4 protein-coding genes are annotated in these 26,105 nt (G+C 67.9%); all 4 read left to right on the top strand.

Going from position 1 to position 26,105, the window contains the following annotated elements; translation table 11 throughout:
• The first annotated feature begins 1 nt into the window (after position 1).
• From LVJ94_21530 to LVJ94_21545, 4 genes are read left to right on the top strand one after another with little or no spacing between them, the layout of a single operon-like run.
• Positions 2 to 11,557 (top strand): SDR family NAD(P)-dependent oxidoreductase, encoded by an 11,556-nt coding sequence (locus LVJ94_21530; protein ID WXB09799.1) that lies wholly within the window; start codon positions 2 to 4, stop codon positions 11,555 to 11,557.
• Positions 11,554 to 17,001, top strand: a complete 5,448-nt coding sequence (locus LVJ94_21535; GenBank protein ID WXB09800.1) for an SDR family NAD(P)-dependent oxidoreductase — start codon at positions 11,554 to 11,556, stop codon at positions 16,999 to 17,001. Before LVJ94_21530 ends, LVJ94_21535 begins: the two co-directional genes overlap by 4 nt.
• Positions 16,985 to 20,146 (top strand): acyltransferase domain-containing protein, encoded by a 3,162-nt coding sequence (locus LVJ94_21540; protein ID WXB09801.1) that lies wholly within the window; start codon positions 16,985 to 16,987, stop codon positions 20,144 to 20,146. The genes LVJ94_21535 and LVJ94_21540 overlap by 17 nt, the downstream gene beginning before the upstream one ends.
• A complete protein-coding gene (locus LVJ94_21545; GenBank protein ID WXB09802.1) occupies positions 20,136 to 26,099 on the top strand; it encodes an amino acid adenylation domain-containing protein in 5,964 nt (1,987 codons plus the stop codon). Before LVJ94_21540 ends, LVJ94_21545 begins: the two co-directional genes overlap by 11 nt.
• Positions 26,100 to 26,105: the final 6 nt, after the last annotated feature.

A 26,105-nucleotide genomic window follows, 5' to 3' on the forward strand; every position in this document is an offset into this window, starting at 1 on the left:
CATGAGTCATTCCCAAGACGATCTCGTCGAGGCGCTCCGCAGCGCGGTGACGAACTACGAAAAGATGCGCGAGCGAAATCGCGAGCTCGTCAAGGCCGCGCGGGAACCGATCGCCATCGTGGCCATGGGATGTCGCTTTCCGGGTGGCGTGAACTCTCCGGACGATCTGTGGAGGGTCTTGCGCGACGGTGAAGACGTGATCGCGGACTTTCCCGAAGACCGCGGGTGGAGTTTCGACGACGATGCGACACCGCGCGTCCGGCAAGGTGGCTTTCTCGAGGATGCGGGCCGTTTCGACGCGGCATTTTTCGGCATCAGCCCGCGCGAGGCACTGACCATCGATCCGCAGCAGCGCCTGCTGCTCGAAACGTCGTGGGAAGTCCTGGAGCGTGCCGGCCTCGATGCCTCCTCGCTGCAAGGCAGCCCGACGGGGGTCTTCATCGGCATCTTCGGCAACCACTACAACGCAGACCGGCGCCTTTCCGAGAGCGGGGCCGTCGATTCGAAGGGCCACCTGCTCACGGGCCGTTCCCCGAGCGTGGCTTCCGGTCGCATCGCGTACGCGTTCGGGCTGCAAGGTCCGGCGATCAGCGTGGACACGGCATGCAGTTCGTCGTTGGTGGCGATTCATCTGGCGTGCCAGTCCTTGCGCCAAGGCGAGTGCTCGCTGGCCCTGGCGGGGGGCGTCACCGTCATGGCGACGCAAAGCGCGTTCGATGGACCGGCCGATCTGGGGGCCGGTGCGCCCGATGGGCGTTGCCGTGCGTTCGCGGCCGAGGCGAACGGCGCGGGTTGGAGCGAGGGCGTCGGCGTGCTGCTGCTGGAGCGGCTTTCGGACGCCACGCGAAACGGACATCGCGTTCTCGCCGTGGTCCGCGGGTCGGCCACCAACCAGGATGGCAAGAGCCAAGGACTGACGGCACCGAATGGGCCCGCGCAGGAGCGCGTCATTCGTCAGGCCCTGGAGAATGCTCGACTCGGTGCGCACGACGTCGATGCCGTGGAAGCCCACGGCACGGGGACGAGCCTCGGCGATCCCATCGAGGCGCACGCGCTCTTGGCCAGCTATGGCGAGGGGCGTTCTCGGGACGAGGCCCTCTGGTTGGGAAGTCTGAAGTCCAATCTGGGGCACACGCAGGCGGCCGCCGGGGTCGGCGGCGTGATCAAGATGGTGCTCGCGCTGCAGCACCAGCTTTTGCCCAAGACGCTGCACGCGGAAACGGCGTCGCCGCACATCGATTGGTCGCCGGGTACCGTTCGTCTCTTGACCGAGGCCGTTCCGTGGCCCCCGAAAGGGAGGCCGCGCCGTGCGGGCGTGTCGTCCTTCGGCGTCTCCGGATCGAATGCCCACATCATTCTGGAGGAAGCGCCCGCGCAGGTCGAGGGCGCCGAGTCAGCGAGCCCCCTCGACGAAGGGTCACCGTGGCCCATGCTGCTTTCGGCGAAGAGCGAAGCGACGCTGCGGGCGCAAGCCGATCGGCTGCATGCCTACCTCGTCGCCCACCCGGATCGAGCACGGGTCGACGTCGCCTATTCACTCGCGACGACGCGCTCCCACTTCGAGCACCGCGCCGCGTTCGTCACCCGCGATCGCGCGCAGCTGATCGCCGCGCTCGCGTCCTTCGCCCGCGGTTTGCCGACGTCGGGTGCGGTCACGGGGAGTCCGGCCGGCGACGGTCTCGTCGTGTTCGTTTTTCCAGGACAAGGTTCGCAGTGGCAGGGCATGGCGAGGGCGCTGCTCGAGGGTGCTCCCATCTTTCGCGAGCAGATCGAAGCCTGCGAGCGCGCGTTCTCGGCGCACGTCGACTGGTCGCTGCTCGCGGTTCTCCAGGGCGATGGTGCGCAGCTCGAACGCGTCGATGTCGTTCAGCCCGCGCTCTTCGCGGTGATGATCGCCCTGGCCGCGCTCTGGCGATCCATGGGAATCGTGCCCGACGCCGTGGTCGGCCATAGCCAGGGCGAGATAGCGGCAGCCTTCGTCGCAGGAGCCCTTTCTCTCGAGGACGCCGCCAAGGTCGTGCTCCTGCGGAGCCGGCTGCTCCGGCGATTGGCGGGCACGGGGGCCATGGCCGCCGTGGAGCTGGGGGAGCCCGCACTGCAAGCTTACCTCGCGCCCTTTGGGGAACGATTGTCCATCGCCGGTGTGAACAGTCCGCGCGCGGTGTTGGTTTCGGGCGATCCGGAGGCCATCGATGCGTTGCTGCGCGAGCTGACCACGGCCCAGGTCTTTGCTCGAAAGATCCGCGTCGACTACGCGTCGCACGGCGCGCACGTGCAGCCTCTCGAGCGCGAGCTCGTCTCCGAGCTGGCCGGCATCGTGCCGCGCCCGAGCCACATCCCATTTTACTCCACCGTCACGGGCGGCACGCTCGAGGGAACCGAGCTCGATGCCGCGTATTGGTTTCGAAACCTTCGACGAACGGTGCACTTCGAAGACACCACGCGAAGGCTGCTTCGAGACGGGCACCGCTACTTCGTCGAGATCAGTCCCCATCCCGTTCTGACGCTCGCGTTGACCGAGACCCTCGAGGAGGCCGACGCGCCATCGGCCGTGGTCGCCTCGCTCCACCGCGATCAAGGGGACCTCGCGCGGCTTCTTCTGTCGCTCGGTGAGCTGCATGCGCGCGGTCATCGCGTCGACTGGGCGGCGTTCTTTCGACCGGTACGTCCGCGACGTGTGGACCTCCCGACGTATGCGTTCCAGGGGGAACGATTCTGGCTCGATCGCCCGAAGGCACACGTTGCGGACCTGGCCTCGGCGGGTCTGGGCTCGGCGGACCATCCGCTGTTGGGTGCAGCCACACCGCTCGCGGACAGCGGAGGGTATCTGCTGGCCGGTCGCGTATCGCGGTCGGAGCAGCCGTGGCTTTCCGGTCACCAGGTCTTTGGTACCGTGATTCTACCTGGAACGGCGTTCCTGGAGCTTGCGCTGCTGGCGGCGCAGCGCGTGGGGCTCGATGGCGTCGAAGAGCTCGCGCTGGAGACGCCCCTCGCACTGCCGGCGCACGGTGCGGTGCGGGTGCAGGTGTCGGTCGGCGCGGCGGACGAAGCCGGACGAAGGTCGCTCGCCATCCATGCTCGCCCGGAAAGCTCGAACGAGGGCGATGCGGCGTGGACGCGGCACGCGACGGGCACGCTCACGTCGGCCCTGCCCTCGCGTGACGAGCTGCGCGCGTGGCCACCGCCAGGCGCGACACCGGTGTCTCTCGATGGGCTGTACGAGCGCCTCTCGGCCGCGGGGCTCGCGTATGGCCCCGAATTCCGAGGGCTGAAGGCGACCTGGGAGCGTGGAGAAGACCTCTTTGCCGAGGTGGAGCTTCCGGAAGATCGGTCTTCGAGCGGCCATTTCATGCTGCATCCGGCGCGGCTCGACGCGGCGCTGCACGCGCTGGCGCTCGAGCGCTCCGGTGCCGGCGGCGTGACGATGCCTTTTTCCTGGTCGGGCGTCTCCCTCTACGCGACGCATGCCTGCGCGTTGCGTGTTCGCATCGAGCGACGCTCTCCCGAAAGCGTCGCGCTCCACATCGCGGATGCCACGGGCGAGGCGGTGGCCGCCATCGAGTCGCTCACCGTGCGGTCCGTGTCCGGGGACAAGCTTCGCGGGATTCTGCAGACGCGAAAGGAAGCGCTTTTCCGAGTCGACTGGTCCGAGATCCCCATGGCGCCGGCACGGGCCGGGCACTGGGTGTGGCTCGGCACGGACGATGGCTATGCGGACATTGCAGCCCTCGGCGATGCGCTCGCCAAGGGCGCGCCCGTGCCGGACGTCATCGTGGCTTCGTTCGTGGCGACGCGCCCGTCCGAGGCGGCGGATTTGGCTCGCGCGGCGCACGAAGCCACGGTGCGCGCCCTCGCCCTTCTGCAAGCGTGGCTGGCCGACGAGCAACTCGTTTCGTGCGCGCTGGTCGTGCTCACGCGGCGTGCGATGGCTGCGCATCCCAACGAAGCGGTTCAAGACCTCGTCCATGCCCCACTTTGGGGACTCGTTCGCTCCGCCCAATCGGAGAACCCGGACCGCGCCCTGCTTCTCGTCGACACCGATGACCATGAGGCATCGCGCAGCGCGCTCGATCGGGGAATCGAGCTCGATGCCACGGAGCCCCAGTTCGCCCTGCGCCAGGGCCGCACGCTCGTTCCGCGATTGGAGCGCGCTCGGGTGCACGACGCTCTCGTTCCACCGGCGGATTCGGAGTGGCGTCTGGACATTCCGGCCAAGGGGACCCTCGAGAGCCTCGTGCTCGCGCCGCATCCCCAAGCGCCGCTTGCCCACGGACAGATCCGGGTCGCCGTGCGCGCGGCAGGGCTCAACTTTCGCGATGTGGTCGCGGCCCTTGGTTTGCTGCCAGGCGACGTGCGAGCTCTGGGATCGGAGGGAGCGGGCATCGTCCTCGAGATCGGGCCCGGCGTCTCCGGCATCGCCGTCGGCGAGCGCGTCATGGGCGTGTTCGACGCCGCCTTCGGCCCCGTCGCGGTGGCGGACCATCGGATGCTCGTTCGCATGCCGCCCGGCTGGTCCTTCTCCGAGGCTGCGAGCGTCCCCATCGTCTTTCTGACAGCCTACTATGCGCTCGTCGACCTGGGACGCCTTCAGCCGGGCGAGCGTGTGCTCATCCATGCCGGCGCCGGCGGGGTGGGCACGGCGGCGATGCAGATCGCTCGCCACCTCGGAGCGGAAGTCTTCGCCACCGCGAGCCCCGGCAAGTGGGAGACGCTTCGCGCCTTCGGGCTTTCCGATGCGCACATCGCGTCCTCGCGCGATCTCGACTTCGAGCCGCGCTTCCGCGTGGCGACTCGAGGACGAGGCTTCGACGTCATCCTCGACTGCCTCGCGCGCGAGTTCGTCGATGCGTCGCTTCGCCTGGTGTCACCCGAGGGCGGGCGCTTTCTCGAAATGGGGAAGAGCGACATCCGCGATCCGGAGGCGGTCGCCGCCGAGCATCCGGGCGTGGCCTATCGCGCGTTCGATCTCTTCGAGGCGGGCCCCGATCGCATCCAGCGAATGCTCGGCGAGCTCTTGGCGCTGTTCGAACGCGGCATCCTTCGTCCGCCGCCCATCACGGCGTACGACGTTCGGCATGCGCTGCAAGCCTTTCGCGGGCTCGCCCAGGCGAAGTACGTCGGGAAGGTCGTCCTCACGCTTCCGCGCACGATCACGGCATCGGCGGGAACGGTTCTCGTGACCGGCGGGACGGGTACCTTGGGTGCGCTGCTGGCACGGCACCTCGTGCACGAGCTCGGGGTGCGGGATCTGCTCCTGACGTCACGGCAGGGCGCCGCGGCGCCGGGGGCGGAGGATCTGCAGCGCGAGCTGGAATCGGCCGGTGCCTCCGTGACCTTGGCGGCGTGCGACGTGGCCGACCGAGGTGCGCTCGAAGGGCTCCTCGCGAGCATTCCGCGCGAGCGCGCCCTCACGGCCGTCGTCCACACCGCGGCGGCGCTCGACGATGGCGTGCTGACGTCCCTCACGCCCGAGCGGGTCCACGCCGTGCTCCGCGCCAAGCTCGATGGTGCGCTCCATTTGCACGAGCTCACGCGCGAGCTCGACCTCGATGCCTTCGTCCTCTTTTCCTCCTTCTCGGGTATCCTCGGCGGCGCCGGTCAAGCGAGTTATGCGGCGGCGAACAGCTTTCTCGACGCGCTGGCGCACCATCGTCGCGCGCAGGGGTTTGCCGCCGTGTCGATCGACTGGGGCTACTGGGCCCAGAAGACGGGCCTGACCGCGCACCTTCGCGAGGCCGATCTGCAGCGATGGGCGCGCGACGGGCTCGGTGCGCTCGCATCGGACGAAGGGCTCGCGCTCTTCGATGCGGCCTTCGCGCGTCCCGATGCGGCGCTGGTCGCGGCGGCCATCGATGTGGCCGCGCTCGGGGTGCGTGCGGCGCGGGGCGAATCGCTGGGGACGATGCTGCGCGGTCTCGGCCGCGCTCCGAACCGGCTGCGGCGCGCTGCGGCTGCAGCGGGTGACGCAACACTCGAACAGCGCCTTCGCGCCCTGCCCGCCGCCGACTGCGAACAGAAGCTGCTCGAGATCCTTCGTGCGGAGGTGGGCGCCGTTCTGGGGCTTCCCGCATCGGGCCTTCTCGAGGAACGGCGGCCGCTCCGCGAGCTCGGGCTCGATTCCCTCATGGCCGTCGAACTGCGAAACCGGCTTGCGACCCACTGCGGTTCGAGACTGCCCGCCACGCTGCTGTTCGACCACCCGACGCCCCACGCCCTGGCGCGCTTTCTGGCCCGGCAGCTTCGGGGCGACGACACGGACCAAACCGCGCCGAAGGCGGACGCGGTCTCGCTGCCCCTCTCGGTGAAAGACGATCCGATCGCCATCGTGGCCATGGCGTGTCGCTACCCTGGCGGCGTCGACACACCCGAGGATCTTTGGCAGCTGCTGCTCCAGGAAAGGGATGCCATCTCGGCGTTCCCCGACAACCGCGGGTGGGACGTCGACGAGCTCTTTGCTTCGGGCCAAGCTTGCGGAAAGCGCTACACGCGCGAAGGAGGCTTTCTTCACGATGCCGATCGGTTCGATCCGGAGTTCTTCGGCATCAGTCCACGCGAGACGCTCGCCATCGATCCGCAGCAGCGACTGGTGCTCGAACTCTCGTGGGAGGCACTGGAACGTGCGGGCATCGATCCGGCCTCGCTCCAAGGGACGTCATGCGGCGTCTTCGTGGGGCTCTTCGAGAACGGCTACGTCACCCAACGGGTGTCGCCGGCCGATCTCGAGGCCCTGCGCGGCTACGTGAGCATTGGAGGCTTCGGGAGCGTCGCCTCGGGCCGGATCGCGTACACCCTGGGGCTGGAGGGGCCGGCCATCAGCGTCGACACGGCGTGCAGCTCGTCCCTCGTGGCGATTCATCTCGCGAGCCAGGCCTTGCGGCAAGGGGAATGCTCGCTGGCCTTGGTGGGTGGCGTCACGGTCATGGCCACCCCGTCGACCTTCCTCGAGATGAGTGTGGACAGCGCGGGGGCGCCCGATGGGCGATGCAAGTCGTTCTCCGCCGACGCCGATGGCGCGGGGTGGTCGGAGGGCGCCGGAATGCTTCTCTTGGAGCGGCTCTCCGATGCCCAGAAGCATGGCCATCCCGTTCTGGCCTTGCTCCGCGGTTCGGCCGTCAATCAGGATGGAAAGAGTCAGGGACTGACCGCTCCGAATGGGCCCGCGCAACAGCGGGTCATTCGCCTGGCGTTGAGCCATGCCGGCCTTTCACCCGCCGACATCGATGCCGTAGAGGCCCACGGCACCGGCACCAGCTTGGGCGATCCCATCGAGGCCCAGGCCATTTTTGCCACCTACGGGCAGGCGCATTCCAGGGAAACGCCGCTTTGGCTCGGGAGCCTCAAGTCCAATCTCGGGCATGCCCAGGCCGCCGCCGGCGTCGGCAGCGTCATCAAGATGGTCCTCGCGCTCCAGCACGCGCTCTTGCCGAAGACCTTGCATGCGCAATCACCCTCGCCCCACATCGATTGGTCCGATGGAACCGTCCGCCTGTTGCAACAAGCCGTCCCGTGGGCGAGCAACGGCTGCGTTGAAGGGCCGGCGGGGCAAGCCCCGCACGGCCGGCCGCGACGCGCCGGCGTGTCCTCATTTGGCATTTCGGGAACCAATGCGCACGTGATCGTCGAGGAAGCTCCGCCGCTTCACCCGCCTGCGCGGCCAGAGACACCTGCGGCGGCGCCGGAAATCGCCATGCCGGTGCTCCTCTCGGCCAAGAGCGACGCGGCGCTGCGTGCGCAGGCGAATCGATTGCACGCGCATCTTTTGACGCATCCCGAGCTCGCCCTCGCGGATGTCGCCTCATCGCTCGTCACCACGCGCTCCCTCTTCGAGCACCGCGCCGCCTTCGTCGCCGACGGCCGCGATGCGTTGCTCACGGCCCTCGATGGTTTCGCGCGAGCTCTCCCCTCTTCCGCCATGGAAGGCCGCGCCTCTGCGACCGGCAAGCTCGCCGTGCTTTTCACCGGCCAGGGCAGCCAGCGGCATGCGATGGGCCGTGCGCTGTACGACGCGTTTCCACGGTTTCGCGATGCGCTCGACGCCGTCATGGCCCACTTCGATCCGCATTTGCCCGAGGTGCGCGAGGTGCTCTTCGCGCCCGACGATGCTCGCCTGCATCACACCGCCTTTACGCAGACGGCCTTGTTTGCGCTCGAGGTGGCGCTCTTTCGCCTCGTCGAGTCGTGGGGTCTTCGGCCCGACGTCCTCCTCGGCCACTCCATCGGTGAGCTCGTCGCGGCCCACGTTGCCGGGGTCCTCTCCCTCGAGGATGCGTGTGCACTCGTCTCGGCCCGCGCTCGATGCATGCAAGCCCTTCCGCCCGGGGGCGCCATGGTCACCGTGCAAGCCTCCGAGGGCGAGATCGCCGCGCAGCTGGAGGCGGCCCAGGGCCGTGTCTCCATCGCCGCACTCAACGGCCCTGCCTCCACCGTCATCAGCGGCGATGAAGATGCGGTGCTCGAGCTCGCCGCTCACTTCTCGAGCCTCGGCCGCAAGACGTCGCGCTTGCGTGTGAGCCATGCCTTTCACTCCCATCGCATGGACGCCATGCTGGGCGACTTCGGCCGCGTTGCGCGCGGCCTCTCCTTCCACGCTCCGCGCATTCCCATCATCTCCAACCTGACGGGCGCACACGCATCCGACGCCGAGCTCGCCTCACCGGATTACTGGGTGCGCCATGTCCGTGATGCCGTCCGCTTTCTCGACGGCGTGCGTGCCCTCGAAGACGACGGGGTCACCGCCTTCTTCGAGCTCGGGCCCAGCGGCGTTCTCTGCGCCCTGGCACACGACGCCCTGTCGGGCGAAGTACAGGACCGCGCTTGCTTCGCCCCCGCATTGCGCAGCGATCGATCCGAGGTGGGGTCGCTCCTCTCCGCGCTCGGCACGCTGCATACGCGCGGACACCATCTCGATTGGCCGGCCTTCTTCGCGCCGTTCCAGGCGCAGCGCGTCCCGCTTCCCACCTATGCCTTTCAACGGGAACGCTTTTGGCTCGATGCGCCGAAGCCCGCCAAGAAACACGCCCCCGCCGGACGGTACCCGCTCGCCGGACAGCGGCTCGATCTTCCCGATGGCTCGATCCTTCACTCCGTCGATGTCGGCCCCGGCGCCCAGGCCTACCTGGCCGATCACGTCGTTCATGGTCACGTGGTCGCGGCGGGGGCCTTTCACGTCGCCGTGCTGCTCGCCATCGCCGAGTCGCACTGGCCGGGGCAACCTCTCGAGCTGCGCGATGTGCAATTCGTTCGGGCGCTGATCTTCGACGCACCGTCGGACGTCGTGACCCTCTGCGTCCAACTCACGCCGTCCGCGGGCGATCGGCCGGCGTTCTCCGCAGCGGTCTCCACCCAGCGCGACCACGTTTGGACCACCCACGCCACGGCAACCCTCGCCCCCGTTGAATCCACCGCCCGACGGCCATCGGCGTCTCCGCAGCCTCGGGTCATCGCGGGGGATGCCTCCGATGTGGCGAGCGTGCTCGGGTCCTTGCACGAGCTCTCCGTGGAGTGGGGGCCCCGATGGCACTGGATCCGTCGCCTCGCGTCCGCGCAGGAGCGGACCGGGCTCGGTTATTTGGAAGCACCCGAGGGCGCATCCACGGACGATGCGCCCCTCCCCGGCGGGCTCCTCGACAGCGCCTTCGGTGTGGGGCTCCCGTGCCTTCTCGGTGCACACCCGAATCAAGGCGCAGGCACCGCTCCCCTGTTGGCCTTTGGTGTCGAGCGGCTCGTTTGGTACGGGTACCGCGGCACGGCGTGCTGGGCCGATTTCGCCCTGCGCGGGGAGCACTCCGTGGGCGATATCGCACTATGGGATGCCGACGGCTCGCCCGTCGCGACGATCACGGGCCTCATGTCCCGCCGGGCGCCCGCGGAGCGATTTCTTCCAAACCTGCCCGCGCGCAACCTTCATCGTGTGACGTGGGTCGAGGCACCGCCGCCTTCATCGCAGGCCCATTCCGAGGTCACCGTCCTCCCCTTCATCGCCACGTCGTCCGCGCACGTCGTGGCCGATGCACACCAGGCTACCGAGCTTGCCCTCGCGCAGCTCCAAGCGTGGCTCGCAGACGAGCGACAGGCCTCGGCCACCCTCGTGATGCTCACCCACCGCGCCATCGCCGCGCACCCCGACGAAGACATTCGCGATCTCGTCCATGCCCCACTGTGGGGGCTCGTCCGCTCTGCACAAGCCGAAAACCCCGACCGCACGATTCTCCTCGTCGACACGGACGACACCGAGGCCTCGCGCCGCGCGCTCCATGGGGCACTCGATTCCACCGAGCCGCAGCTCGCCCTTCGCGATGGCCAGCGCCTCGTCCCTCGGCTGGCGCGTGCCACCGCCGAGTCCACGCGGCGCGATTTCCGTCCCGAAGGCACCGTGCTGATCACGGGTGGAACGGGTGCCCTCGGGTCGCTGCTCGCGCGGCATCTCGTCGAGAGCCATGGGGTGAAACACCTTCTCCTCGTCTCGCGGCACGGTCCCTCCGCGCCGGGCGCCGCGCTCCTCCAACGGGAGCTCGAATCCGCCGGCGCCGCCGTCACCCTCGCCGCCTGCGACGTCGCCGACCGCGACGCCCTCCGGACGCTCATCGCGTCCATCGCACCCGAGCACCCGCTCTCCACCGTCGTGCATGCAGCCGCCGCGCTCGACGACGGCGTTCTGGCCGCGCTCACGCCCGAACGACTCCACCCCGTCTTGCGCGCCAAGCTCGATGCCGCCTTCCACCTGCACGAGCTGACGCGCGAGCTCGACCTCGATGCCTTCGTGCTCTTCTCGTCGCTCTCCGGCGTGCTCGGTGGTCCGGGGCAAGCGAATTACGCGGCGGCCAACGCCTTTCTCGACGCCCTCGCGCACCATCGCAAGGCAAGCGGCCTGCCCGCGCTCGCACTGGATTGGGGCTATTGGGCCCAGGCTTCCGGCCTCACGGCGCACCTCGGCGAAGCCGATCGCCGGCGCATCGCCCGCAGTGGTTTCCGTGCCCTTTCGGACGACGAGGGACTCGCCCTCTTCGATGCCGCACTCGGTCGCACCGACGCGGCACTCGTGCCGGCGCCGATCGATGCCCATCGGATCGAGGGCGCGGCTCGCAGCCACGCGCTTGCTCCGATGCTCCGAGGGCTCGTTCGGGCGAGGTCGGCGCCTCCGGCCGCCGCCTCGACGCTCGAGCAGCGCCTTGCCACGATGCCGTCGGGGGAATGCGAGCGGACGCTCTTCGAGCTCGTGGCCAGCGAGGTGGGGATCGTCTTGGGGCTTCCGGCAACGGCGGCCCTCGACGGCGAGCGTCCGCTGCACGAGCTGGGGCTCGATTCGCTCATGGCCGTGGACTTGCGAAACCGACTCGGTGCCGCCGCGGGATTGCGGCTGCCGCCCACCCTGCTCTTCGATTACCCCACCCCGAGGGCGCTGACGAAACTGCTGCTCGAAAAGCTCGTTCGACGAGGTGACGCGGAGGCCGCATCCGATGGTGCCGGACTCGCCGGCCAGCTGCGCGCGCTCACCGATGAGGAGCTCTTGAACATGTTCGATGAAGAACTCGCCACCGGCCAAGGATCCGCCGCATGACTGCCATGGAAGCCAAGCTTCGCCAACGCCTCGAACAAGCCGTCGTCGAACTGCAACAGCGGCGGCAAAGCGCGAAGGAGGCGGAAGACGCGAAAGAAAAAGCGCGTGACCCGATTGCCATCGTGGCCATGGGTTGTCGCTTTCCGGGCGGTGTCCGCACGCCCGACGATCTCTGGGAACTCGTGCGCGACGGGCGCGACGTCGTTTCGGGATTCCCCCACAATCGAGGCTGGAACCTCGACGAGCTTTACGATCCGGATCCGGAGGCCGTGGGGAAGACCTATGCCCGCGAGGGCGGCTTTCTCCACGACGCGGACCAGTTCGATCCCGCGTTCTTCGGCATCAGCCCGCGCGAGACGCTCGCCATCGATCCGCAACAGCGACTCTTGCTCGAGCTTTCCTGGGAGACGCTGGAGCGGGCCGGTATCGATTCCAGGTCGCTTCCGCGATCGCAAACCGGTGTCTTCGTGGGCATCTGCCACAGCGACTACGGTGCGCGACTGACCGAGGCGCCGGACGACCTCGAAGGGTACGTCGGCATTGGAAGCGCGCCGAGTGCCGCCTCGGGGCGGATCGCGTACGCACTCGGGCTCGAGGGACCTGCCATCAGCGTCGACACGGCGTGCAGTTCGTCGCTCGTGGCCATTCACGTCGCTTGCCAAGCCTTGCGTCAAGGGGAGTGCGCCCTCGCACTCGCTGGCGGTGTCACCGTCATGGCCACGCCGGGGATGTTCGTCGGATTCAGCCGCCAGCGTGCCATGTCCCCCGATGGGCGATGCAAGTCGTTCTCCGCCGACGCCGATGGGACGGGATGGTCCGAGGGCGCGGGGATGCTTCTCTTGGAGCGGCTCTCCGATGCCCAGAAACATGGCCATCCCGTTCTGGCCTTGCTCCGCGGCTCGGCCGTCAATCAGGATGGAAAGAGTCAGGGGCTGACCGCTCCGAATGGCCCCGCGCAACAGCGGGTCATTCGCCTGGCGTTGAGCCACGCCAGCCTTTCACCCGCCGACGTCGATGCCGTGGAAGCGCACGGCACCGGCACCCGCTTGGGCGATCCCATCGAGGCCCAGGCCATTTTTGCCACCTACGGACAGGCGCATTCCAGGGAAACGCCGCTTTGGCTCGGGAGCCTCAAGTCCAATCTCGGCCATGCCCAGGCCGCCGCCGGCGTCGGCAGCGTCATCAAGATGGTCCTCGCGCTCCAGCACGCGCTCTTGCCGAAGACCTTGCACGCGCAATCGCCGTCGCCCCACATCGATTGGTCCGACGGAACCGTCCGCCTGCTGCAGCAAGCCGTCCCGTGGACCAGCAACGGCTGCGTTGAAGGGCCGGCGGGGCAAGCCCCGCACGGCCGGCCACGACGCGCCGGCGTGTCCTCATTTGGCATCTCGGGGACCAATGCGCACGTGATCGTCGAGGAAGCTCCGCCGCTTCACGCGCCGGCGCGGCCAGAGACACCTGCGGCGGCGCCGGAAATCGCCATGCCGATGCTCCTCTCGGCCAAGAGCGACGCGGCGCTGCGTGCGCAGGCGAATCGATTGCACGCGCATCTTTTGACGCATCCCGAGCTCGCCCTCGCGGATGTCGCCTCGTCGCTCGTCACCACGCGCTCCCTCTTCGAGCACCGCGCCGCCTTCGTCGCCGACGGCCGCGATGCGTTGCTCACGGCCCTCGATGGTTTCGCGCGAGCTCTCCCCTCTTCCGCCACGGAAGGCCGCGCCTCTGCGACCGGCAAGCTCGCCATGCTTTTCACCGGCCAGGGCAGCCAGCACCCCGGCATGGGGCGCGCTCCGTACGAGGCTTTCCCGGTCTTTCGGGATGCACTCGATGCGGTTTGCGCGGAGTTCGACCCGCACCTCGCTCGACCCTTGCGCGATGTCCTCTTCGCGATCCCGGGTTCGCCGGAGGCCTCGCCGATCCACGAGACGGGCTTCACGCAGCCGGCTCTCTTTGCCCTCGAGGTGGCGCTCTTCCGGCTGCTCGAGAGCTGGGGCCTTCGTGCCGATTTCCTCCTCGGTCACTCGATTGGAGAGCTCGTGGCCGCCCATGTTGCCGGCGTGCTGTCCCTTCGGGATGCATGCACCCTCGTGGCCGCGCGCGCGCGGTTGATGCAGGCGCTTCCCCCGGGCGGTGCGATGGTGGCCCTGCAGGCATCGGAAGACGAGATCCGGCCTCACCTCGACCCCCGCGTCGATGTGGCGGCGGTCAATGCTCCGAATTCCACGGTCATCGCTGGCGATGATGAGGCCGTTCGAGCCATCGCCCTGCACTTCGAGGGCCTCGGACGAAAAACCTCGCGGCTGGGGGTAAGCCACGCCTTTCACTCGGCGCGCGTCGAGCCCATGCTGGACGACTTCCGTCGCGAGGCCGAAAAGCTCTCCTACGCGCTTCCGCGCATCCCCATCGTCTCCAACGTCACGGGACGCCGCATCGACCCGTCCGATATCGCTTCGGCCGAGTACTGGGTGCGCCATGCCCGTCACGCCGTTCGCTTCCTCGAGGGCGTGCGCACCCTCCATTCCGAGGGCGTGACCACGTTCCTGGAGGTGGGCCCGCACGGGATCCTCTCGCCGCTCGCGCAAGCTTGCCTCGAGGGAGAGCTCTCCTTCGTTCACACCCTGCACGAGCAACGCGGCGTCGACGCTCTGGTGTCCGCGCTCGGCGCCTTGCACACCCGCGGGATCCCCGTCGATTGGCCGGCCTTCTTCGCACCGTTCCATCCGCAGCGCGTGCCGCTTCCCACGTATGCCTTCCAACGAGAGCGCTTCTGGCTCGATGCCCCGAAGCCCGTTCGAAACCAAGCACCCGCGGGGCGTTACCCGCTCGCGGGACGCCGGCTCGATCTTCCCGATGGCTCCGTTCTTCACGTCGTCGACGTCGGGCCGGGCGCTCAACCCTACCTCGTCGACCACGCCGTTCACGGACATCTGGTCGCGGCGGGCGCCTTTCATGTCGCCGTGCTTCTCGCGGTCGCCGAGTCCCACTGGCCGGGGCAACCTCTCGAGCTGCGCGATGTCCAATTCGTCCGCGCCCTGACCTTCGATTCACCTTCCGACGTCGTCACCCTCCACGTCCATCTCACGCCGTGCGAGGGCGATGCCCCTGCGTTCTCGGCCACGGTCTCCACCTCCTACGACGCCGCGTGGACGACGCACGCCACCGCCACGCTTTCCCGCGGTGTGGAGCGGCCGGCGGCCAACCATGCGCTCACCCTGGGCGACGATTCCGCCGGGGTCGCAGGCATGCTCGAAACGTTGCGCGAGCTCTCCGTGGATTGGGGGCCGCAATGGCAATGGCTTCGTCGCCTCGCCCAGGTGCGGGAACGGACAGGGCTCGGCTATTTGGAAGCCCCCGAAGGCGTGCCCTCGGACGATGCGCCCCTTCCGGGCGGGCTCCTCGACAATGCATTCGGGGTCGGCAGCGTCATCGGTGCCGCCGCAAGTCGCGCGGAAGACTCGAACCGTACGCCACTCTTGCCCTTCGCCATCGAGCGGGTCGTCTGGCACGGACATCGTGCGATGCCGTGCTGGGCGGAATTCGTCCGACGCGAGGACGCCAGCCTCGATGCGGACGGTTCGGTGGGCGATCTCGCATTGTGGGACGCGAACGGTGCTCCGGTGGCCGCCATCGTCGGCCTGACCGGGCGACGCGCGCCCGCGGAGCGGTTCCTCCCAAGCGCCACGGCCCGTGACCTCCACCGCGTGGCATGGGTCGAGGCCCCCTCGCCGCCACCCGAGGCGCCTTCGGAGGTCACCCTCCTTCGCTTCGACCCCATGTCCTCCGCCAACATCGTGGTCGATGCGCACCGTGCCACCGAAGACGCGCTCGAACAGCTTCAAGCCTGGTTGGCCGACGAGCGCTCGGCCTCGGGCACCCTGGTGCTGCTCACCCACTGTGCGATGGCCGCGCGCCCCGACGAAGACGTGCGCGATCTCGTCCACGCGCCTCTTTGGGGACTCGTCCGCTCGGCGCAAGCCGAACACCCGCAGCGAACCATCCTGCTCGTGGACACCGACGACACCGATGCCTCACGCCGCGCTCTCCACGGCGCACTCGATTCCAGCGAGCCCCAACTCGCCCTCCGGCATGGCCAGCGCCTCGTTCCGAGGCTCGCACGCGTCGCCTCCGAGAACATCCCGAGCGGCCCCTTCTTCCGGGAAGGCACGGTGCTCGTCACCGGGGGCACCGGAGCGCTCGGCGCGCTTGTCGCACGGCATCTCGTCAAGAACCACGGGGTCGAAGACCTCCTCCTCGTCTCGCGCCAAGGTTTGGCGGCTCCCGGGGCGCAGGCACTCCAGCGCGAGCTCGAATCCGCCGGGGCGACCGTTACCATCGCCGCCTGCGACGCCTCCGACCGCGCCGCGCTCGAAGCGCTCTTCGCCGCCATTCCCTCCGGCCGCCCGCTCACCGCGGTCATCCATGCCGCCGGTGCGCTCGACGATGGCCTCGTCACCGCGCTCACGCCGGAGAGACTGCACCACGTCTTGCGCGCGAAGCTCGATTCGGCGTTCCACCTGCACGAATTGACCCGCGAGCGCGATCTGGACGCCTTCGTTCTCTTCTCCTCGCTTGCCGGCGTCCTCGGAAGTCCGGGCCAGGCCAACTATGCGGCCGCCAACACCTTCCTCGACGCACTCGCCCACCATCGCAAGGCGAGCGATCTACCTGCCATCGCACTCGATTGGGGCTACTGGGACCAGCCATCGGGCCTCACTTCGCACCTCGGCCAGGCCGACCGCCAGCGCATCGCGCGCAGTGGCGTTCGCGCGCTTTCGAGCGACGAAGGGCTCGCCCTTTTCGACGCCGCGCTCGTTCGTCCGGACGCCACCCTCGTGCCCGCGGCCCTCTCACCGGCGTTCCGGGGGCTCGTTCGAAACCGCGCTGTGCCATCCTCGACGTCGACGCCGTCGTCCTCGCTCGCACAACGCCTCGCCGGACTGCCTCCGGCCGAGCGTGAGCGAGCGCTCTCCAGCGTCGTGTACGGCGAGATCGCCAGCGTCATGGGGCTCGCGTCGACCCACGCCATCGAGGCCGATGGTCCGCTCCAGGAGCTCGGGCTCGATTCGCTCATGGCGCTGGAGCTGCGAAACCGGATCGGGGCTGCCACCGGGCTGCGCTTTCACGCCACCTTGCTCTTCGAGCAGCCGACGCCCGCCGCGCTCACGAAATTCATTCTCGCGCAGCTCGTGGACGCGGGCGCCGCCTCGAGCTCGCACACCATCGCCTCGGAGGTCGACAAGCTCGAGAGCGCCCTGATGGCGCTCCATGCCAACGAGGCCGCGCGGGAGATGCTTACGCTTCGCATGCGGGCGCTCGTGACGAAGTGGACGAGCGAACGGGGCGCGCCCGATTTCGCGGAGAAGCTCGATTCCGCCAACGTCGACGAGCTCTTTCACATCCTGGACCAGCAATTTGGAGGCGAGCCCGATGTCCGCGGATCGTGAGGAAAAACTCGTCCAGTATCTGAAACGGCTTACCCACGAGCTTCATACGCTCAAGACGCAACTGCACGAGCTCGAAGAACGTCGCAACGAGCCCATCGCCATCGTCTCCATGAGCTGCCGTTTTCCCGGCGGCGTGCAGTCGCCCGAGGGCCTCTGGGAGGTCTTGCGCGAGGGACGCGACGCCACCTCCGACTTCCCCGACGACCGCGGATGGAACGTGGAGACCATCTACGATCCGGAGCAGGGAAAGGCCGGCAAGTCGTACGTGCGCCGGGGTGCCTTCGTCCAGGATACCGACGCGTTCGACGCCGCCTTCTTCGGGATCGCCCCACAAGACGTCACGAGCATCGATCCACAACAGCGGCTGCTCCTGGAAGCAGCGTGGGAAGCCTTCGAGCGTGGCGGCATCGTTCCTTCGAGCCTCCAGGGATCGCCGACCGGTGTCTTCGTGGGCATCTTCGCCAACGATTACCTTCGCCGCCTCGCCCCGGAGACGCAATCGCTTCTCGGCAGCGCCGGCAGTGCAGCTTCCGGGCGCATCGCGTACAAGTTCGGGCTCGAAGGGCCAGCCATCACCGTCGATACCGCGTGCAGCTCGTCGCTCGTGTCGATCCACCTCGCCTGCCAGGCGCTGCGCGATGGTAGCTGCCAGCTTGCCCTCGCCGGGGGGGTCACGTTGATGGCCACGCCCGTCATGTTCCTCGAGTTCTGCCGACTGGGTGCGCTCTCGCCCGATGGCCGCAGCCGCGCATTTTCCACCGATGCCAATGGGACGGGGTTGGCCGACGGACTCGGGCTCCTTCTCCTCGAGCGGCTCTCGGATGCGCAGCGCAACGGGCACCCGGTGCTGGCCGTCCTTCGCGGCTCGGCGGTGAATCAGGACGGCAAGAGCCAGGGATTTACCGCGCCCAACGGCTCCGCGCAGCAGCGTGTGATCCGCCAGGCGCTCGAGGCCGCGCGCATTTCGGCGAGCGAGGTCGATGCGGTCGAGGCCCATGGCACGGGCACCGCGCTCGGGGATCCCATCGAGGCGCACGCGTTGCTCGCCACCTACGGAGAAGCGCATTCCAAGGAGAATCCGCTGTGGCTTGGCTCGCTCAAGTCCAACATCGGGCACACGCAGGCGTCCGCGGGCGTCGGCGGCGTGATGAAGATGGTGCTCGCCATGCAGCACGGGCTGCTGCCGAAGACGCTGCATGCGGACACGCCCTCGCCGCACGTGGAATGGTCGCCTGGGACCGTCCGCTTGCTGAAGGAGGCCTTGCCCTGGACGATGCACGGGCGGCCGCGGCGCGCCGGCGTGTCCTCCTTCAGCGTCAGTGGGACCAATGCCCACGTCGTGCTGGAGGAAGCGCCGCCTCCCGCTCCCGCGCCCGAGGAGAGCAGCGAAGGTGCCGCGCTTCCTTTCGTGCTCTCGGGCCCGTCCGAGACGGCGTTGCGGGCGCAAGCCGAGCGTCTCTCCGCGCACGTCGCATCGACACCTGACGCCACCTTGGCCGATCTCGCGTACTCGCTGGCCACGACGCGAACGCACTTCGCGCATCGCGCCGTCGTCGTGGCACGTGATGGCCATTCGCTCGTGCAAGGCCTTCGAGCCATTGCGCAGGACCAAATCGTACCCCAGGTGCGGGTGGGCCGGCGAATACCGCAAGGCAAAGTGGTCTTCGTCTTTCCAGGCCAGGGCTCGCAATGGACCGAGATGGCGCGTGCTCTGCTCGCGCCGGGCGAGCACGCTCCGGCGCAGAGCGCCTTTCGCGCGTGCGTCGAAGCATGCGATCGCGCGCTCTTGCCCCACACGGGCTGGTCACCTCTGGCGATTCTGCGCGGCGATGCGGACAGCGAAGCCCCATCGCTCGATCGGGTCGACGTCGCGCAAGTGCTGCTTTTCATCGTCATGGTGTCGCTCGCCGCCATGTGGCGCGCGGCCGGGGTCGAGCCCGATGCCGTCGTCGGACATAGCCAAGGCGAAATCGCGGCGGCCTACGTCGCAGGGGCCTTGTCGCTCGAGGATGCCGCCAAGGTCGTGGCGCTGCGAAGCCGTACCCTCTGCGCCATTCGAGGAAAAGGCGCCATGGCGTCCATCGAGCTGCCCGCGGACGATCTGGAAGCGCGGCTGTCGCGTCTCGAGCGACGCATCACCATCGCCGGCATCAATGGCCCGCACACCACGCTGGTATCGGGCGATCCCGAGGCCGTCGACGCGCTTCTTGCGGGGCTCGCGGAAACTTCGACGCCTCCCATTTTTGCGCGCAAAATCCGCGTGGATTATGCCTCCCACGGCCCTCAGGTCGAAGTGTTTCGCGAGGAGCTCGCGCAGCACCTCCGCGGGCTCTCGCCGCGCGCGGCGACGGTGCCGATCTACTCCAGCGTGACCGGCGAACCGGTCGAAGGCCACACGCTCGACGGCGCGTACTGGTACCGGAACCTGCGCCAGCCGGTGCTCTTCGCGGCGGCCACGCAAAGGCTCCTCACCGACGATTATCGCTTCTTCGTCGAGGTAAGCCCGAACGCCGTGCTCGAGCTGCTCCTGCAAGAGGCGCTCGACACCCGCGGTGTGGCAGGCGCCGTCGTCGATTCACTCGAGCGGGGCAACGGCACGCTCGAGCGATGGCTTCTCTCGCTCGGGAAGCTCCACGCCCATGGTCACGCGCTCGACTGGTCCAAGGTTCTCCCGTCCGCGAAAGCGATCCCGCTTCCGACGTACGCCTTCCAGCGCCGGCGATTCTCCCACGACGGCGCGACGGACGCGGCCCAGGCCACCGATGCATCCAGTGGTCCCTCCGGAGCGCCCCTGCATCCGCGACCGCCGCTCTCGACGCCCTACGTGCCCCCCAAGGAGGACATCGAGTGCGTCCTCGCCGAGGCCTGGGGACAGGTGCTCGGCATTCGCGAGGTCGGCATCCATGACGACTTCTTCGAGCTCGGCGGCAACTCCGCCCTTGCAGGCCAAGTGCTCGCACGCCTCAAACGATCGTTTCCCGTTCCGATCCGTTTCGATCTCTTCTTCGGAAACCCCACCATCGCGGCCCTGGCACCTCGCATCGAGGAGCACCTCGTTGCCGCGCTCGACGAGCTATCCGACGGGGAGGCCGAGCGGCTCCTTTCGACCTACGCCCAAGCAAACCGAGGAATCCATGCCCGATGATGACGCCGGGGCGACGCGCTCCCATGACATGTCCTCCGCGAAACGCGCACTCCTTGCACGATGGAAACGCGGCGGTGCAGAGGCGACGAAGGTCGACATCCCGCGCGCGACCCGTACGGAAAACGGCGCACCGCTCTCGTCGATGCAGCAGCGTCTCTGGTACCTCGATCAACTCGTCCCCGGAAGCCCCGCGTACAACGTCCCCTTCTTCGCACGCTTCGAAGGCCGGCTCGATGTGCCCGCACTCCAGCGGGCGCTCACCGAAATCGTGCGCCGCCACGAGACGCTGCGAACGATTTTCCCGACCGCCGGAGGGCGCGCCAAGCCCATTCTCACTGCACCGTTCGAAGTCCAAATCGCGTTCGAGGATCTGCGCGGCGTGCCCCCGGCCGAACGAGACGCGCGAACCTCCCAGGCGCTGCAGTCCGAGTCCAGGCAGCTCCTCCCGCTCGAATCCGGACCGCTGTTCGCCGCGCGGCTTCTGCGCCTTGCCGACGACGAGCACCTTTGCCTGTTCACGATCCACCACATCGTGTCCGATGGCTGGTCGCTCGGTGTCTTCAACCGCGAGCTCGCCGCGCTCTACGCCGCGTACGCCGCGGGCAAGCCCAGCCCCTTGCCGGAGCTTCCCATTCAATATGCCGACTTCGCCACGTGGCAGCAGCAACGGCTGGCGGAGGGCGCATGCAAGCCCGACCTCGATTTCTGGAGGCGCGAACTCACCGGCCTTTCGCCCCTCGCGCTCCCGACGGATCGTCCGCGACCGCCCGTGCAGACCTTCCGCGGGGCGCGCGTGGAGTTCGCGTTGCCCGAGGCCCTGACGCCCGCGATCCAGTCTGCCTGCCTGCGCGAAGACGTCACGCCGTACATGTTCTTCCTGGCCGCGTTCACCACGCTCCTCGCGCGCTATTCGGGCCAGGACGACGTGGCCGTGGGCTCGCCCATCGCGAATCGAGGCCGTGTCGAAACCGAAGGGCTCATCGGCTTTTTTTCGAACACCATCGTTTTGCGCACCGATCTATCGAACGATCCGTCGTTCCGTGAATTGCTCGGCCGCATCCGCGTCCGCTCGCTGGCGGCGTTCCAGCACCAGGAGCTGCCCTTCGAATGGCTGGTGAACGAGCTGGAGATCAAGCGGGATACGAGCCGCAATCCCATCTTCCAGGTCATGATGGTGCTGCAAAATACGATCACGCAAACGCCCATCGAGGGCCTCGTGTCGACCTTTGGAGAGATCCCCTCGGGAACATCCAAGTTCGATATTTGGCTTCAATGGATGCAAATCGGCACTAGGTGGCAAGCGACCTTCGAATACGCCACCGATCTCTTCGACGAAGCGACCATCGCCCGCATGTCGAAGCATCTGGTGAAGGTGCTCGAGTCGGTCACCGAAAGCCCCGAGCTCACGCTTTCGGCGATCCCGCTGCTCGACGCGGAGGAGCGCCTCGACGTGCTCACCCGATTCAACGATACGGCAAAGGATTACGGGCCGGCGCGCCCGCTCCACGAGCACATCGAAGCGCAGGTCGACCGGACGCCGCATGCCGTGGCGGTGTCGTTCGAAGGTCGAACCTTGACCTATGCCGAGCTCGATGCGCGCGCCAATCAGCTCGCTCACTTGCTCGTCGACGCGGGCGTGAGGCCGGATACGCTCGTGGGCGTCTACGCGGAGCGCTCGCTGAACCTCGTGGTGGCGCTGCTGGGGGTCCTGAAGAGCGGCGCCGCGTACGTTCCGCTGGATCCCTCGTATCCGGACGGGCGCGTGGAGCACATGATCCGCGATACGGCGGTGCCGGTGTTGCTCACGGACCGGGGGCTTCCGGAGCGATTGACCGCGCGGCTCTCCGATGTCGCGACGCGCACCGTGAAGCTGGACGATGGGTCGGAGCTGGCGGGGTATCCGACGCGAAGGCCGGCCGTGGCCATGGGCATGGAGCACTTGGCCTACGTGATCTTCACCTCGGGCTCCACGGGGCTTCCCAAGGGGGCGATGAACACGCACCGAGGCATCTGCAATCGCCTGCTCTGGATGCAGGACGCCTATGGGCTCGGGGCGGGCGATCGCGTGCTGCAGAAGACGCCTTTCAGCTTCGACGTGTCGGTGTGGGAGTTCTTCTGGCCTCTGATGACCGGCGCGCGCCTCGTGGTGGCGCGCCCCGAGGGGCACAAGGACCCCGCGTACATCGCGGAGACCATCACGAGCGAGGGCATCACCACGATTCACTTCGTGCCGTCGATGCTTCAACTGATGCTCGATCATCCCGGGTTCGCAAGGTGCACCTCGCTGACGCGCGTCGTCTGCAGCGGCGAGGCGCTGCCGGCCGAGTTTCGCGACCGATTCTTCACGAAGCTGCCGGCGGCGGAGATGCACAACCTGTATGGCCCCACCGAGGCCGCCGTCGATGTCACCTTTTGGCAGTGCCGAAAAGAGGATACGTCGCCGACCGTTCCCATCGGCAAGCCCATCGCGAATACGCAGATTTACATCCTCGACGTGCACGGCCAGCCTGCCCCCATCGGCGTCCCGGGAGAGCTCTACATCGGCGGCACCAACGTGGGGCGCGGCTATCTGAATCGCCCCGAGCTCGATGCCGAGCGATTCGTTCGCGATCCGTTCGCGGACACGCCGGGCCGGAAGATGTACCGAACGGGCGATCGCGCGCGGTGGCTGCCGAGCGGCGATGTCGATTTCATGGGGCGCTTGGATTCGCAGGTGAAGCTGCGTGGCCTGCGCATCGAGCTCGAGGAGATCGAACATGCGCTGCGCATGCACGATCTCGTCGCCAATGCGGCGGTGCTGGTGCGCCCGACGCAAGATGCATCGGGCGAGGAGCGCCAACAGCTCGCAGCGTACGTGGTCCCGACGCGCGACACGCGCGAAGGCATGGCCGCCTCCGACGACCACGTATCCCAGTGGGAGCACGTCTTCGATCGAGCCTACGACGCGCCCGACGCCGAGCTCGATCCCGCGCTGAACCTGGCGGGATGGACCAGTAGCTACGACGGAAAGCCGATTCCGAAGGACGAGATGCTCGAGTGGACCGTCCACACCGTCGAGCGTATCTTGGAGACCAAACCGCGCCGCGTGCTCGAAATCGGATGCGGCACGGGCCTTTTGCTCCAGCGAATTGCGCCGCATTGCGAGTCGTTCCTGGGCACGGACACGTCCGAAACGGCGTTGCGCTACCTGCGCGCGCACACCGCAGACCTCGGGAACGTCACGCTCGAGAAGCGCTCCGCCGAGCGCTTCGATGGGCTCGAGCCGGGGAGCTTCGACACCGTCGTGCTGAACTCGGTCGCACAGTATTTTCCCAGCGCGGATTACCTTGCGCGCGTGATCGCCGGTTGCCTGACCCTGGTCGAGGACGGCGGCACCATCTTTCTCGGAGACATCCGCGATCATGCGCGGCTGGAGACGTTCCACGCCTCCGTGGAGATGGCGAATGCCGCCCCGGATGCGACCGCGGCGCAAATCCGCCAGCGCATCGATCGGCGCACGTTCCAGGACAACGAGCTTGCGCTCTCGCCCCTGTTCTTCCTCGAGCTCGAGAAGGTGTTTCCGCGCATCGCCGGCGTGCGCATTCTGCTCAAGCGGGGTCGCGCCGACAACGAGCTCACACGATTCCGCTACGACGTGCGGCTGCATGTCGGCCGCCCCCCGCGGGCCTCCTCCGAGAACGCCGTCACCCTCGATTGGGCGACCGATGTGCAGAGCCTTGGAAGGCTCGTGGAGCGACTCCCGGGCCACGAACGCAGCCCGATTCACGTGCGGCGCGTGCCAAATCGTCGATTGACCACCGCCGCACGTCGGCTCAAGGCTCTGCGGAGGGCGCCCGACGGCGAGCCCCTCGGCGCCATCGTCGATGGAGCACGAGGCGGCGACGACGGCGAAAGTCCGGAGTCCTTCTTCGCGCTCGCGGAGCGCCTTCCCTACGACATCGACGTGCTCTGGACGGGGTTCGATGACCCCGAGTACTTCGACGTCGTGCTCACCCCGCACGGGGGCGCCGGGGCCGCGAGCGTCGTGCCGTCGTGCGTGCTCGCTGCGCTCGGCCACGAGAACACGGCGGGCATCCCACGCAACAACGACCCGCTCCACGCGAAGCTCGCGCGCAAGCTCGTTCCCGAGCTGCGCAGCTACCTCGGGGACAAGCTTCCCGAATTCATGGTCCCCCACGCCTTCATGATCCTGGATCGGCTGCCGGTATCGCCCAACGGAAAGCTGGATCGCGATGCACTGCCTCCCCCCGTCCACATCGTGGCGGAGGTTGCCGAGGAGGACGTACCGCGCACCGCGGCCGAGCGGGAGCTCGCCACCATTTGGACGCAGGTTCTCGGCCTCGAACGCGTCGGCATCGAAAGCAGCTTCTTCGAGCTGGGCGGTGACTCGGTGCTCAGCATCCAAGTCGTCGCACGCGCCAACGAGGCGGGCCTGCGCGTCACGCCCCAGGACATCGTGCGCCACCAGTCCATTCGCGCCCTCGCGGCCGCGATGCGGGATGGCGGCACGGCAAAGGAGCCGGTCGTTCCCTCGCGGCCGATTCCCGAGCTCTCGCCTGCCCTGCTCGAACGAATCGCCGCGCGCGCCGGGGCGCCCATCGAGGATGCGTATCCGCTGTCCGCGTATCAGCGCGAGCAACTTCGAAATCGGTTATCGAATCCGCCCGTGGGGCTCTACGTCCAAAACATGACGACCCAGCTTCGCGCGCCCGGGTCCATCGATCTGGACCTCGTCGAAGCCGCCTGGCAAGCCGTCGCCGAGCGCCACGCCTCGTTTCGCTCGTCGCTTCACTGGCAGGACCTGCCGGAGCCGTTTCAGGTCGTCCATCCGCCCGCACCCCTCCGCGTCGAACGCCACGATGTATCGGCATTGACCGCGGCCGAGCGCACCGAAACGATCCAGCGGTGGGTCCAAGAACTGCGACAGGAAGGCTTCGTCCTGGAGCGCCCGGGGCACGTCCGAATTGCCCTGTTCCAAACCGCACCCGACGACGTCGTCATGGTCTGGCTTTATCATTATATGTTCTCCGACGGGTGGAGCGCCTCCTTCGTTCTCGGGGATTTCGTCACCCTTTACGATGCCATGCTTCGGCGTGCCCCCTCCGGGCTGCCGCCGGCCAATCCTTATCGGCGGTACATCGAATACCAGCGTTCCCTCGACCTCACCGCGACGGAGAGCTTTTGGCGTCGCACCATGCTCTCGTTCGACGGCGTCACGCCGCTCGTCGAATCGCTCGGTGGCAGGCGATTGCCCCCAGCGCAGGCCGGTGCCTACCTGCGCAAGGATCGCTCGATCTCGGCCGAGGCCACCACTTCGCTGCGCGCGCTGGCCAAACGAGCGCGCGTCACGTTGAACAACCTGGTGCAGGCTGCCTGGTGCCTCATTTTGGCCCGATACACCGGCCGCTCGCACGTGTCGTTCGGAAGCATGATGTCGGGTCGCTCGGCCAGTCTCTTGGATTACGAGCGCATGGTGGGGATCTTCACCAACGTTCTCCCCATGAACGTGCCCATCGCCGGCGAGCAACGGCTCATCGATTGGGTGCAGGAAATCCCGCGCATCCAGGCCGATCTGACGGCGCACCACCACGCTTCCCTTCCGGATATCCGGCGCTGGTCCCGCCGCACGGAGGACACATCGCTGTTCGATTCGTCCCTGGTCTTCATCAATTGGCCCATGAGCGCCGATGTCGGCCTCGGCGACCAAGGCCCGCGGCAGCGCACCTCCGCCGACTTCATCGATGGCCAGACGCAAACCGAGCACCCGATTCGATTCGTCTGCATCGCATTGCGTCCCACGCTCGATTTGCAGTTCTTCCATTACGAGTTCGAATTGCCCGACCATGTGATTCTGCCCTTGGTTGCCAGCACGTGCGATCTCTTGGAGCGCCTTTCGGGACTCGCCGCGAGCCGTGTCTCCGACGTTCTCGCGTCCATCCGCAACACGTACTGAAAAGAA

The sequence above is a fragment of the Sorangiineae bacterium MSr11367 genome, assembly GCA_037157805.1.
GTDB lineage: Bacteria > Myxococcota_A > Polyangia > Polyangiales > Polyangiaceae > Pendulispora > Pendulispora rubella.

Bases quoted from the DNA above. Each gene is read 5' to 3' on its own strand.
- LVJ94_21545 (WXB09802.1), top strand. From the start codon at position 20,136: ATGCCCGATGATGACGCCGGGGCGACGCGCTCCCATGACATGTCCTCC.
- LVJ94_21540 (WXB09801.1), top strand. From the start codon at position 16,985: ATGTCCGCGGATCGTGAGGAAAAACTCGTCCAGTATCTGAAACGGCTT.
- LVJ94_21530 (WXB09799.1), top strand. From the start codon at position 2: ATGAGTCATTCCCAAGACGATCTCGTCGAGGCGCTCCGCAGCGCGGTG.
- LVJ94_21535 (WXB09800.1), top strand. From the start codon at position 11,554: ATGACTGCCATGGAAGCCAAGCTTCGCCAACGCCTCGAACAAGCCGTC.